Source organism: Streptomyces sp. NPDC030021, from assembly GCF_055574035.1.
In genome coordinates this window covers 27,052-39,658 of the sequence record NZ_JBVIAH010000025.1, presented here as the reverse complement: position 1 = coordinate 39,658, position 12,607 = coordinate 27,052, and the positions used below count along the sequence as shown (strand labels likewise).

Here is a 12,607-nt window from a genome sequence, read left to right as displayed (position 1 = left end):
CACCCTCAGGCCACCAGGTCGCGGGTGGCGGTGGCGAAGGCCGTCCGGTTCGGGTGGCCGGTCTTCTGCAGGAGGCTCGCCACGTGTTTCTCGACGGTGCGCAGCGAGATGTGCAGCCGGCCGGCGATGTCCTTGTTGCTGATGCGTTCGGCGACCAGCCGGGCCACCTCGAACTCGCGGACGGTGATCCCGCAGCGGCGCAGGGCCGGCGGCACCCGCTCGGTGCCCGTGCGGCGTTGCCGGACCGACGCTCCCATCCCGCGCAGCAGGGCCCGGCTGGCTCCGGCGACCGCCTGGAGTCCGGCGTCGTGGAAGTACTCCTCCGCCTCGCGGAGCCACTCGACCGGCGTGCCCCAGCCGTTGTCGTACGCCGACTGCGCGACGAGGCGCAGACACAGCCTGCGTGCCATGGGGAAGGGTTCGGCCGCCTCCAGGGCCTTGCCCGCGGCGGCCGTCGCCTCGTCGGGGCGGCCCTCGCGGCCGAGCAGCACGGCGTGCGCCAGGCCGGTGAACTGGTGGTTCCAGCGGGTGGCGCCGGCGCTCGCCCGTGTGACCTCGGCGTGGTGGCGCCGGCCCATGCGGCCGGCCAGTACGCCGAGGAGCAGGATGATGCCGTGCTTGCCGAACTCGCCCATCGCGGGATTCTCCGCGTCGTAGGCGAGGGCCTGCGCGAACTCCTGCCCGGCGGCCTCGTGCCGCTCCTCCAGCAGCGAGCAGAACGCCCGCGCCAGCCCGTAGGACATCGCGCGTACGCCGGGCGCCGCGTCCAGCAGCGGGGCCAGTCGCTCCAGCGCTCCGCGCATCTCGGCGCGGCGCCCCTGGTGGGCGTACCGTACGGCCTCGGCGAGCCGCAGCAGGGCCAGGGGGCGGCCCAGTCCGAGGCGTGAGGCATCGGCGGCGGCCTCCCGGATCCGGTCCCGGGCCTCGTCGAACCGGCCGTGCTGGATCCGGTCCAGCGCGAGGACGAAGCCGGTTTCGTGGGCCAGGGGCAGCAGGCCCATGCTCAGGGCCTCCTGCCGGGCCTGTTCGATCCGGGTGGGCCGGCCGTCGTGGCTCGCGGAGACGACGGCCAGGTGCACGTCGGCGGCCATGCGCGGGACGGGGAGCCGGCGGGCGAGGGCGATGGCGCGCGCCCGCCGGAAGTGGGCCGCGGCCGCCGGCTCGTCCTGTTCCCGGGCCAGCTGCCCGAGCAGCAGCAGGGCCCTGCAGGCCACGTCGGGCAGGTCGACGCGCTGGGCGGCTTCCAGGGCCCGGTGGGCGTACCGGGTGGCGGTGCGCAGCCGGTCGGGGGCGAGCCGGCTCAGTTCCACGTGCACGGCGGAGAGGTCCACGAGGGCGGCGTACTGGTCGGCCGGGTGGCTTCCGAGCAGTGCGCGGGCGATGTCGAGGTGCCACAGGGCTTCCGCGGGGCGGCCCGTCAGGATGGCGATGTCGCTGAGGCGGGCGTGGAGTCCGGCGCGCCGCTGGGCGGGGATGCCGTGCTCGCCGCCGTCGCCGCCGAGGGTGGACAGGACTGCGGCGGGCGCGGGCAGACGGTCGAACCGCGCCGAGCGGGCGACGGCGTCCAGCAGCCGCTCCAGCACCGTGGCGTGCAGTTCGGGCGCGGTACCCGGTTCGACGAGCCGGTGGGCCCGGGTGAGCAGCTCCACCGCCCGGTCCACCGCGCCCTCGCCCGCCGCCCGCCCGGCCGCCTCGGAGTAGAGGCGGATGGCCTCGGGGGTGTCGCCGGCGTGCTCGTGCAGCCGGGCGGCGTGCTCGCACCACGTTCCCGGCAGTCCGGGGTGGAGATCGGTGAGGGCGCGCGCGGCCCGCCGTACGTATCCGGCCCGCTCCCCCGGGCCGAGGTCGTCCCGCAGGGCCTCGGCCGCCAGCGGGTAGCGGAAGGCGTACCACTGGGCGCCCGGCCCGTCCGGCGTGATCAGGTACGAGGCGACCGCGGCACGCAGGGCCGCGGAGAGTTCGGCGTGGTCGCGGCCGATGGCGCGCTCCAGTACGGGCAGTGCGAAGCGCCGGCCGAACAGGGACGCCATTCCGAGGAGTTCCACGCCGAGCGGGCCGAGCCGCCCGGCCTGGCGCCTGACGTTGTCCGCGACGGTGGGCGGGACGGACGGCGTCCCGGGGTCGCGGCGGTCGTGGCGGGCGGGGCGGCCGGTGAGGTCGTGGACGAGCTCCTTGACGACGAAGGGGATTCCGGCGCTGCTGTCGACCGCGCGGTGGACGAGGTCGGGGCAGACCTCGGCCGGGGGGACGCGCAGCTCGGCCGCGATGAGCAGGTGCACGTCGGGGCGGCTGAGGGGGGCGAGGTCGAGCACCGCGGCGGCTCCGCGCTGGCGGGCCCGCGTGGCGAGTTCGGCCGCCGCGACGGGTACGCATCCGGTGACGAGGAGGAGTACGGCCGGCTGGTGCCCGATGTTGTCGAGGAGGTATTCGACGACCGCCAGTGTTCCGGCGTCGGCGTCGTGCAGGTCGTCGAGGACGAGCAGGCAGCCCTGCCGTTCCCCGACGACGGTGAGCAGGCGCAGCATGGTTTCGGCGACCACGAGGTGCGGGGCGGCCTCGGCGTCCGTGTTCCGGGCGCCGGTCAGCAGCCGGGCCAGAACCGGCCCGTAGCGGCCGAGTTCCTCCGGGTCGGGCAGCAGGCCGGCCCGGGACAGCAGGAGCAGCGCCTCGACCAGCGGCCGGTAGGGGACGGGGGAGCCGACCGCGCTGGCCCTCCCCCGTACCGTGACCATGTTCGTCTCGGCGGCCATGGCGAGGGCTTCGGTGGCGAGCCGGGTCTTGCCGACACCGGGCTCGCCGGTGACGAAGAGTGCCGTGCCGCGACCGGACCGGGCGGCCGCCAGCGCGAGCATGATCTGCCCCATCTCGGTTCCGCGGCCGACGAGTTCCCCTCGCCTCGGGTGCGGGCCGCCGCCCGGGCCCGCGGCGGTACAGTCCTCCGGCAGCGCCGGCCAGAAGATGGACACCGGCTCGTCCCCTTTCCGGCGGGCCGTCCGAGGCGCCGCCGGGGATGACGATAGGGACGGTGCGTGTGCCCCCTGTAGCCGTCCGTTTGGGGGGCTTGTGCGGGTGGTCAGCCCGCGTCGAGACTGTCCTCGCGTACCCGTCGGGCCAGGTCGAGTTTGGTGTGGGTGGGGCGGCCCGCCTGCTGGTACTTGGCCTTGACCCGGTCCAGGTAGTCCTTGGCGGTGTGGACGGTGATGCCGGCGCGCCGGGCGGCGGATTTCAGGGTCAGTCCGGAGGCGTAGTCGAGGAGGATCTGTCGTTCCCGGGGCGAGAGGCGGGGGCGTGCCGGGCTGTCGTCGTACGCGCAGGCGAAGGCGAGTTCCGCGGAGAGGGCGCCCTGGCCCGAGGCCAGGTCCTTGATGGCGGCGACCAGGGTGGGCAGGTCGTGGTCCTTGGTCAGGTAGCCGTCGGCGCCGGCCCGGATGGCCTCGATGATCCGGGAGCGGTCGGGCACCGTGCTGATCATCAGGACGCGGCTGCCGGTCCGCAGCAGCCGCCGGATGTTGTCGGCGGGGGCGGAGCCGTCGCGCAGGACGAGATCGAGGAGGACGATGTCGGGCGGGGAGTGGCCCGTCGCCACGAAGCCGTACGGACGTTGCGCGTCCGGTGCGCCGAGGAGCTCCCCGACGGTGGCGGCGGTCGCCACGAGCCGCAGCTCCGGGACGCCGCCGAGCCAGGCCCGCAGGCCGTCGAGGAGCATCCGGTCGTCGTCGACCACGGAAACGGTGATCACCCGGGCCATCTCAGCTCCACCCGTACGCCCTCGCCGGGGGCGGTGTCCACGGTCGCCCGGCCGCCCACCTCCGCCATCCGGCCGTGGACCGAGCCGCGCAGGCCGAGGCCGGGCTCGCACCGCTCGGGGTCGAATCCGGGCCCCCGGTCGACCACGGTGACGACGGCTCCCCCGCGTGCGTCCGGGTCCCTGGTGGCGGTGAGGTAGGCGTGTCCGGTGCCCGCGTGGCGCCGTACGTTGTTCAGGGCCTCGCGGACGGCGTCCCCCAGCGCGGCGGCGACCTCGGGGGGCACCTGCGGCAGGTCGTGGTACTGGGCGGTGACCCGCAGTTGGAGGCTCTCGACGGAGCCGACCGCCTCCTCCAGGGCCGCGCCGATCTCCCGGTGGTGGACCTCCGCGGCGGTCTGCTGGATCAGCCGGCGCAGGTACGCGGCCTCGCGCGCGCAGCGCTGGCGCACCTCGGGGGCGTTGGCGTCGACCGAGCCGGAGGCCAGGGTGGTCAGGGTGGCGAGGACGGTGTCGTGCAGCACCCGGTGGTGTTCCAGCCGCTCGGCGTAGCGCGCCTTGTGGGCCTCGGCGGCCACCGCGCGGGCGTTGGCCTCGTCGAGGAGGCGGCCCTGGCGGAGCAGGTACCAGCGGAAGAGCCAGGTCATCACGGCCGAGGACACGATCGAGTTGAGATGGCCGAGAACGACGGCGGGGCTCGCGCCCACCGCCTGGTAGCCGATGAAGTGGGTGACCATGAGCAGGGCGATGACGGTGAGGGCGTGGAGCCGTTCGAGGGAGATGGCCGCGACGGCGCTCGCGGACCCGCCGAGCAGCATGGCCCACGCGATCGTGGGCGGCTCGCGCACTCCGCCCCAGGTGCAGAGGACCAGGGGCAGTAAGCAGCCGGTGACCAGGACGTCCGCCCAGATGTGCCGCCGGTCGAACCAGCCGCGCCGCAGGGCGGCGCCGTAGGTCAGCACGCTCAGTCCGAGCGCGGCGGCGAATCCCGCGTACTGCAGGGGGAGTTCCGACCGGCGCTGGGCGACGGCGAGGGCGCCCACCGTCAGATGGCTCGCCCGGTACAGGAGGGTGGCCACGATCAGGAAGGCCTGGGCGCGTTGCAGGCCCGATCCCACCCCGCCCTTTCCCCGTAGTGCCCGTATGCGCCGTACCGGTAAGGACAGCAACGCCAAGACCACACCCTCCCGTACCGATTTGCCCGTGACATCTGCCATTTTGCCCTAGCAGGTGCACGTCAAATAGGCGCGTACCGGCCTGCTCACGGCTTGGCCGAGGTGGCACCACAGGTCGGCCGGAAAGGTGTTCCCGACACCCGTGCGGAGCCGGTCCCGCGCCCGTCAGACGGCCGTCAGACGGCCGTCCGGCGCCGGTCCGGCGCCTATCCGGCCATGACGACGACGGAATGCCTGCCACTGGCCCCGTCGGGGACGGTCGGGGTGCGCAGTTCCGTCTGGGTCTCGCCCGTCCGGTCGGTGGCGCGGACGGTGAGGGTGTGCGTACCGGACGTGGCCTGCCAGGAGTAGGACCACTGGCGCCAGGTGTCGCGGGTGTCCTCGGTGGCGAGATCGGTCTCCTGCCACGGTCCGTCGTCGACCTGGATCTCGACGCGGTCGATGCCGCGGTGCTGGGCCCAGGCGACACCGGCCACCATCACCGTGCCGGTGGCGGGGCGCGCGAAGGGCTTGGGGGTGTCGATGCGCGCCTGGGTCTTGACCGGTGCCCGCGCGGCCCACGCGCGCTTGACCCAGTACGGGTCGTAGGCGTCGAAGGTGGTGAGCTCGATGTCCTCGATCCACTTGCAGGCCGACACGTACCCGTACAGGCCGGGGACGACCATCCGCACCGGAAAGCCGTGGGCGAGCGGGAGCGGCTCCCCGTTCATCCCGACCGCGAGCAGGGCGTCCCGGCCGTCCATGACGTCCTCGACCGGAGTGCCCAGTGTCATGCCGTCGACGGAGCGGGCCACCAGCTGGTCGGCGGGTCCGCCCTGCGACGGGGGCCGTACGCCGGCCTCCGCGAGCAGGTCGCCGAGGCGGGCGCCGAGCCACCTGGCGTTGCCCGCGTACGGTCCGCCGACCTCGTTGGAGACGCAGGTCAAGGTGATGTCCCGCTCGATGAGCGGGCGGGCGAGCAGGTCCTCGAAGGAGAGGTTCAGCTCGCGGCGCACGCCCTTCCCGTGGATCCGCAGCCGCCACGCCCCGGCCGGGACCCGGGGGACGACCAGCGCGGTGTCGACGCGGTAGAAGTCCTTGTTCGGCGTCGTGAAGGGGCTGATCCCCGGTACGCGCAGGGCCGCGCCCGGGGGCAGGTCCGGCGCCGGTGACGCGGGGGCCGGCAGGACCACGGCCGCCCGGGAGGCGATCGCGTCGCCGGAGTGCGACGAGGTCAGGGCCCGGCTGGCGGCCGCCGCCCCGCTGCCGAGCGCGGCGGCGGCCCCCGTGAGCAGCAGGAAGCGGCGGCGGCTCCAGCCGGCGCTCTCGCCCCTCGGGGGTGGGGCGGCCACGAGCGGTCCGGTCAGTACGAAGAGCGCGGCGGCCCCGGCCAGGCCGCCGGCGAGGGACGGCAGGGCGTCGGCGAACCCGTCCGAGTCCGGCCGGTTCAGCGCGGCCACGGCTCCCACCAGGCCGAAGAGGAACACGCCGGCCGCCGCGGTCCGCCGCCTGCGCAGGGCGAGCAGGCCGAGGGTCATCGCGAGGAGGGCCGTCACGGCGAGGATCCCGAGCTGCAGGACGAGTTTGTCGTCGGCCCCGAAGGTGCGGATCGCCCAGTCCTTGACCCCGGCCGGTGTGCGGTCGATGGCCGCTCCCCCGATGGCGGTGACCGGACCGGCCTCGGGCCGGATCCCGGCCGCGGCCAGTTCCGCCAGTGCCAGGGCCGCGTAGCCGGACACCAGCCCGGCCAGCGCGGCCGCCGCTCCCCGCTCGATGACTGCCTTGTCGATGCTCACACCGGTGACTTCGCAGCGCTGCCGCCGCCGGATTGGTCGTTCACCCCCCGGGGGCGTCCTGCCGGCCGCCGGAAAGTTCGACGGGTGGGCGGATGAACGGGATGCGGGTCGTGGCCGACCGGGCCGAGTGGCGGGGCGGGTTCGAGGAACGGGTGCTGGCCGGGTACCGGGCTGCGGGGTGCTCGGCGCCGCCGGCCCGGGCCCTGCTGGAGCGGGCAGTGGAGGGTATCGACGGCTGGACGGTCGCCACAATCGCGAGGCCACACGCGGGGCGAGTGGGCGGGCCCGGATGCTTGAGGCCGTCGACGTCGCCGGGCACGCGCTGCGCCTGCGACTCGGGCTGGGCTCCGCGGGGCGCGCCGGGCAGCTACTGGCGGCGGTGGCACCGTTCGCCGTCATCGCGGTCGGGGCGGCCGCGATGAGCTGGGCCAGGATGTGCGCGGCCGTCGTCACGATCAGCGGCGGATTCGGATTCGGTGACGTCTTTCCGCAACTGATGGCGGCCCACCTCGTTTCGGTGCTCGGGGCGTTCCTCGCCCTTGCCGGGCGATGGACGGCAGGTACCTGGACCGCGTTGACGGGCGTCGTCGCGGGTATCGCGATCTATGTGGGCCGGCTGGGCACCGATCTCGTCGCGGCGGCCCTGCAGTTCGGCATTCCGCTGCTCGTCCTGGCGCTGGTGGCGTTGCTGTGCCCGCCCGATCTGCGCCCGGCTCCCCGGACCCGTACGCGGGCCGGGGTCGTCGCAGTGCTGGCGTGGACGGCGGTGATGACCGGCACGTTGCTGATGCTCCCCCTGTCGTACCCGCTCCCTGAATCGAAGTTCGCCGTACCGGTGGCCGGCGGGCTGCTCCTGGCAGGGCGGCAGGCGTTCACGCGGCTGCGCACCGCGCCGGCCGTCCTGCTGGCCGGACTGCCGTTGGTGTTCTTCGGCGCGAACCCCGGCGGGTCGGGTTCGCTCGTCCTCGCCGGCGCGCTGGGGTTGCTGCTGGTCGCAGCGGTGGTGGTGAGCATCCGGCGGCGGCGTAGTGGGCCGAACCCGCTTGTGGGCGGCTAGGCCGTCTCTTTCGGCCCAGGGGATGTCGTGGGGGGCCTCAGTCCCGGGTGACCAGGCTGGTGACGAGCGCCGCGGTGCGCCGGTGCCAGGCGCCCGCGCCGCGGAGCATCGCGTGGCCGCCCGTGGACATCGGGATGGCGGTGGCGTCGGCGCCCGCGAGCCGGGACCGGCGGACGAACTCCCAGGACCCGGCGGCCGAGGTGACCCGGTCCTCCTCGTCGTGCAGCAGGTAGAGCCGGCGGCCCGCGAGGTGGTCCACCGGTTCGCCCGGCGGACACCAGGGGGCGAGGGCCACCACGCCGTGCACCAGGGGCGCGCCGGCCGCCCGCAGCGCGGCCCGGCCGCCCATCGAATGGCCGACCAGGACCACCGGTACGTCCCCGGCGAGTCCCCGCAGCCGCGCGAGGGCCGCCTCCGCGTCCCGGGCGGCGTCGCAGCGGGAGCCGTTCCAGCCGCGGTGCCGGTAGCGCACCTCCGCCACCAGGACGTCGCGCCCGCGCGTCGCGCGGACGACGGCGGCCGCGAAGGGCCGCATCCGCAGCGCGGGCAGGTTGACCCGGGGCGGCGGCTCCGGCCCCTCCTCGCGCCCTCCGTGCAGCAGCAGGACCGCGGCCGCCGGTGTCGCGGGGGACGTACGGAGCACGAGGGCGCGGCCCTCGCCGGTGGCCTCCGTGTCCCGCTCGATCCCGGCCGTCACCCCGCCTCCCGGCCTGTGCGGCGCGGCGGGCGCGGGAAGAACCCGCTGGTGCGGGCGGCATAGGCGGCGTAGCCGGGCCGGTCCGCCATGTGCGCCTCCAACAGTCTCTTGCCGCTGCCCCAGATCAGCAGCGCGCTCATCACCAGCGGTGACACCAGGGTGAGTGCCGCAGTCTGCCAGGTCGCGCAGGCCAGCAGATAAAGACCCCACCAGACGAGGAAGTCACCGAAGTAGTTGGGGTGCCGCGTCCAGCTCCACAGACCGCGGTCCATGATCGTTCCCCGGTGCTCGGGGCGTTCCCTGAAGCGGGCCAGCTGGAGGTCGCCGACCGCCTCGAAGAGCAGGCCGGCCGCCCAGAGCAGCAGGCCGGCGGCGGCAAGCGGCCCGAGCGGAACGGGCACGTACGACGCGGCCTGTACGGGCAGCGAGACGAGCCAGACCAGCGCGCCCTGGAGGAGGTATACCTTGCGCAGGGCGTAGAGCCGGGTGCTGCCCGGCGCCCGGGCGAGCATGCGGGCGTAGCGCGGGTCCTCGCCGTGCCCCCGGCCGCGCCCGGCGATGTGGAGGGCCAGGCGCAGTCCCCACACGATGGTCGCCGCGGCGACCGCGAGACGCCGTCCGCCGTCGCCGTACCCGTTCGACAGCAGCCAGCTGGTGAGCGCCACCGCGGCGAAGGCGACTCCCCAGGCGATGTCGACGATCCGGTGCAGGCCCTTGGCTGCGGCCACGGCGAAGGTGACCAGCATGACGGTGAACGCGACGCCGGCCGCGGCGGCCAGGTTCAGGGACAGCCCGCCCCAGTCGACGCCGGCGGACAGGGCCTGGGCCTGGGTCTCGACGGTCATCGGGGCTCCTGTGGCCCGTGCCGGTCGGCGGTGAGCAGGAGTTGCCGTACGTCCAGGTAGCGCGAGCGGAATCCGGCCTCGGAGTAGGCGAGGTAGAGCTCCCACATGCGGTGGAAGGTGCGGTCGAAGCCGAGGGCGGCGACGGAGTCGGCCCGGCGGTCGAACTCCTCGCGCCACAGCCGCAGCGTTTCCGCGTAGTGGTCGCCGAAGCCGTCGTCCGCCACGGTGCTCAGCCCGGCCGCCGCGCTCGCCCGGGCGATCGCATCACGGGAGGGGATGAGGCCGCCGGGGAAGATGTACTTGCTGATCCAGGTGTGTGTGCGGGCGGTGAGGAGCATGCGCTCGTGCGGCATGGTGATGGCCTGGATGGCGACGCGGCCGCCGGGGGCGAGGAGCCGGCGCAGGGCGGCGAAGTAGGTGGCCCAGTACTCGGCGCCGACCGCTTCGATCATCTCCACGCTGACGACGGCGTCGAAGGTGCCTTCGACGTGCCGGTAGTCGCGCAGTTCGACGGTGACGCGGTCGCCGAGGCCGGCCGCGGCGATGCGTTCCCGGGCCAGGTCGCGCTGCTCGGCGGAGAGCGTCACGGTCAGCACCTCGGCGCCCCGGGAGGCGGCCCTGATCGCCAGCTCTCCCCAGCCGGTGCCGATCTCCAGCACCCGGGTGCCCGGTCCGACGTCCGCGAGGTCGAGGAGCCGGTCGATCTTGCGGTGCTGGGCGGCGGTGAAGGTGGCGGGTGAGGCGGGGAAGGCTGCGAAGACCGCCGAGGAGTAGCTCATGCTCCGGTCGAGGAACAGGGTGAACAGTTCGTTGGACAGGTCGTAGTGGCGGTGGATGTTCTCCCGTGCCCCCTCGGGGGTGTTGCGCTGCTGCTCCGGGCGCCCGCGTACCCAGGCTTCGCGCAGTCGGCGCAGCGGCGCCGGCACCAGGTCGTCGACGTGGGTGGCGAGCACGGTCAGTGCGCCCACCAGGTCGTCGCTGTCCCATTCCCCGGCCATGTACGACTCTCCGAAGCCGATCAGGCCGTCCGCGCCGATCCGGCGGTGGAAGGCCTCGGGGTCGTGGAGCGTGAGGGTGGGCAGCGCTCCCGCCTGCCGGGGGACCTGGTAGGCGGGCGGCTCTCCGCCCCCGTGCCGGACCCGCAGCGGGAGCCGGGCGAGGGCCCGGCCGATGATCCGCTCGGCGACGGCGGTACGCAGGGCCGAGGCGCGGGGCGGCCGGGCCACGTCGGGCCAGCGCGCCGGGTCGACGGGTGCGAGCGCGCTCTCGCGGGCCGGGATGTACGAGACGGTCACAGGGTGCCTTCCTGCGTGGGACGGACGGGACGGGGGCGGACCGGGAGGCCGCGGAGGAAGAGGCGGATGCCGTGGAAGCGGATGCCGGCGGAGACCCGGGCGGTGGACCAGGGGTGGCGCAGGGCGGCGCCGATCAGGGCGCGGGCACCGGCCGGGCGGTGGCGGCCCGTCACGGTCGCGGTGAAGGGGCAGGTCCCGTCGTCTTGGCGCAGCTGCACGGTCAGGTCGAGTCGGTCGCCGGGGACGGGCAGCCGCATCCGGTAGAAGCCCTCGACCGCGAAGAACGGCGAGACGTAGAAGTCCTTGGGGACGTCGGTCAGTCCGTCGGCGCCGGGGCGCAGCAGGTAGCAGTGGCGCTCGCCGTAGGTGTTGTGGACCTCGGCGACGACGCAGACCGGGGTACCGGCGCGGTCGTGGCACCAGTAGAGGGTCAGCGGGTTGAAGACGTGCCCGAGGACCCGGGCGTGGGAGAGCATCAGGACGCGCCCGTCCGCGTTCTTCACCCCGTGGGCGGACAGCTGCGCCTCCAGGCCCGCGCGCAGGGTGGGTGCCCGGCCGCCGAAGTGGTCCCGGGGGTCGAACCGGGCCAGCGGGCGCAGCGCCCGGGGTATGCGGGGCGGCTCGTCGATGTCGATGAGCCACAGGTAGGTGCGCTGCTGGAAGGCGTGGCGGACGGGGGTGGTGCGGGCGTGGGCCACCGTGCACTCGTACAGGGCCGGTACGCGGGGCGGGACGGCCCGCCCCGCGGAGGTGCCGCTCACCACCTCACCCCCAGGGCCTCGGCCGCGGCGACGCCGGACAGGCAGCCGTCCTCGTGGAAGCCCCAGCCGTGGTAGGCGCCGGCGAAGGCGGTCACCGGCGTGTTCAGCCGGGGCAGTTCCTGCTGCGCGGCGACGGACTGCGGGGTGTAGACGGGGTGTTCGTACACCATGCGGGCGATCACGTCGAAGGGGTCGACCCGGCCGCGGGCGTTGAGGGTGACGATGTGCGGCTCGGCGGTCGGCAGCCGCTGGAGCCGGTTCATGTCATAGCTGACCTGGACGGTCTCGGGCCGGGCCGAGCAGGAGGGGAGCCAGTAGTTCCAGGAGGCGCGCGCGTGCGCGGAGCGGGGCAGCAGCGAGGTGTCGCGGTGCAGCACGGTGGGATTGCGGGAGTACGTGAACGCGCCGAGGATCCGGATCTCGTCCTCGGTCGGATCGGCCAGCAGGCGCAGCGCCTGGTCGGGGTGGACGGCGACGACCACGGCCGCGTACGGGGTCGAGTCGCCGTCCGGGGTGAGCACCCGCGCGTGGTCGGCGGCGCGCACGACGGCCCGGACCGGGGTCGAGGTGCGGACGGAGGTCAGGTGCTTGGCGGCCTTGGCCACGTAGCTCGCCGAACCGCCCGTGACCGTACGCCACTGCGGGGATCCCTTGACGGACAGCAGTCCGTGGTGGGCCAGGAAGCGGAAGAGGTACCGGGCGGGGTACTGGAGGGCGGTGTCCGGTGCGCACGACCAGACGGCCGCGACGAGCGGGATGGCGAAGTGGCCGACGAAGTAACGGGAGAAGCCGCGCCGGTCGAGGAACTCCCCCAGGGTCTGACCGCTGTCCGGGGAGGCGAGCAGCTGCCGGGCGGCGCGGTGGAAGCGCGGGACCTCGGTGAGCATGCGCAGGTGGCGGCCGCGCAGCAGGTTGCCTCCGCCGAGCAGTCCGGCCGCGCCCCGGGCGCCCGCGTACTCCAGGCCGCAGCCGTCGCACCGTACGGACATGCTCATCTCGGATTCCTGGGTGGTGACGCCGAGTTCGCGGAACAGCCGCAGCAGGTGCGGGTAGGTGCGCTCGTTGTGCACGATGAATCCGCTGTCCACGTGGACCGTTCCCGCGTCCTCGGTGGGCAGTTCATGGGTGTGGGCGTGGCCTCCGAGGCGGTCGTCCGCCTCGTACAGCACCACGTCGTAAGTGCGTTGCAGGATGTGGGCGGCCGTCAGCCCGGCCACGCCCCCGCCCACCACGGCGACTCTCCTCCGGTCCACGTCA

10 protein-coding genes are annotated in these 12,607 nt (G+C 74.5%); 1 reads left to right on the top strand and 9 read right to left on the bottom strand.

Features of this window, described 5'->3' with window-relative positions; genetic code table 11:
* Positions 1-5: 5 nt before the first annotated feature.
* From ACZ4YL_RS35185 to ACZ4YL_RS35170, 4 genes are all read right to left on the bottom strand, one after another.
* The gene (locus ACZ4YL_RS35185) at positions 6-2,966 is read right to left on the bottom strand and encodes a helix-turn-helix transcriptional regulator (protein ID WP_468121972.1); all 2,961 of its coding nucleotides are present in this window, start codon (positions 2,964-2,966) and stop codon (positions 6-8) included.
* 107 nt (positions 2,967-3,073) lie between these two features.
* Positions 3,074-3,748, bottom strand: a complete 675-nt coding sequence (locus tag ACZ4YL_RS35180; protein WP_468121970.1) for a response regulator — start codon at positions 3,746-3,748, stop codon at positions 3,074-3,076.
* On the bottom strand, positions 3,736-4,863 hold the full coding sequence (locus tag ACZ4YL_RS35175; RefSeq protein WP_468121969.1) for a sensor histidine kinase: 1,128 nt from the start codon (positions 4,861-4,863) through the stop codon (positions 3,736-3,738). The genes ACZ4YL_RS35180 and ACZ4YL_RS35175 overlap by 13 nt, the downstream gene beginning before the upstream one ends.
* A 263-nt stretch (positions 4,864-5,126) precedes the next feature.
* On the bottom strand, positions 5,127-6,695 hold the full coding sequence (locus ACZ4YL_RS35170) for a molybdopterin-dependent oxidoreductase (RefSeq protein ID WP_468121967.1): 1,569 nt from the start codon (positions 6,693-6,695) through the stop codon (positions 5,127-5,129).
* Between the two features lie 289 nt (positions 6,696-6,984).
* Between ACZ4YL_RS35170 and ACZ4YL_RS35165 the strand changes: the two genes are divergently transcribed.
* Positions 6,985-7,752, top strand: coding sequence for a hypothetical protein (locus ACZ4YL_RS35165; RefSeq protein WP_468121966.1), 768 nt, complete (start codon positions 6,985-6,987; stop codon positions 7,750-7,752).
* A 37-nt stretch (positions 7,753-7,789) separates the two neighbouring features.
* Here the strand turns inward: ACZ4YL_RS35165 and ACZ4YL_RS35160 are convergent, their stop codons facing one another.
* From ACZ4YL_RS35160 to ACZ4YL_RS35140, 5 genes are read right to left on the bottom strand one after another with little or no spacing between them, the layout of a single operon-like run.
* Entirely contained in the window at positions 7,790-8,449 is a 660-nt protein-coding gene (locus ACZ4YL_RS35160) for an alpha/beta fold hydrolase (RefSeq protein ID WP_468121965.1), read from the bottom strand.
* Positions 8,446-9,294: a DUF1295 domain-containing protein gene (locus tag ACZ4YL_RS35155; protein WP_468121963.1), complete on the bottom strand. Its 849-nt coding sequence runs from the start codon at positions 9,292-9,294 to the stop codon at positions 8,446-8,448. Before ACZ4YL_RS35155 ends, ACZ4YL_RS35160 begins: the two co-directional genes overlap by 4 nt.
* The gene (locus ACZ4YL_RS35150) at positions 9,291-10,589 is read right to left on the bottom strand and encodes a class I SAM-dependent methyltransferase (protein ID WP_468121962.1); all 1,299 of its coding nucleotides are present in this window, start codon (positions 10,587-10,589) and stop codon (positions 9,291-9,293) included. The genes ACZ4YL_RS35155 and ACZ4YL_RS35150 overlap by 4 nt, the downstream gene beginning before the upstream one ends.
* Positions 10,586-11,350 carry a DUF1365 domain-containing protein gene (locus ACZ4YL_RS35145; protein ID WP_468121961.1) on the bottom strand — a complete coding sequence of 255 codons (765 nt, stop codon included), beginning with the start codon at positions 11,348-11,350 and terminating at the stop codon, positions 10,586-10,588. The genes ACZ4YL_RS35150 and ACZ4YL_RS35145 overlap by 4 nt, the downstream gene beginning before the upstream one ends.
* Positions 11,347-12,603 (bottom strand): NAD(P)/FAD-dependent oxidoreductase, encoded by a 1,257-nt coding sequence (locus tag ACZ4YL_RS35140; RefSeq protein ID WP_468121959.1) that lies wholly within the window; start codon positions 12,601-12,603, stop codon positions 11,347-11,349. The genes ACZ4YL_RS35145 and ACZ4YL_RS35140 overlap by 4 nt, the downstream gene beginning before the upstream one ends.
* Between the last annotated feature and the right edge of the window lie 4 nt (positions 12,604-12,607).

What these genes read in the sequence shown, in the direction of transcription:
- ACZ4YL_RS35180 (WP_468121970.1), bottom strand. Translation starts at nt 3,748, where the DNA reads ATGGCCCGGGTGATCACCGTTTCCGTGGTCGACGACGACCGGATGCTC.
- ACZ4YL_RS35155 (WP_468121963.1), bottom strand. Translation starts at nt 9,294, where the DNA reads ATGACCGTCGAGACCCAGGCCCAGGCCCTGTCCGCCGGCGTCGACTGG.
- ACZ4YL_RS35165 (WP_468121966.1), top strand. Translation starts at nt 6,985, where the DNA reads ATGCTTGAGGCCGTCGACGTCGCCGGGCACGCGCTGCGCCTGCGACTC.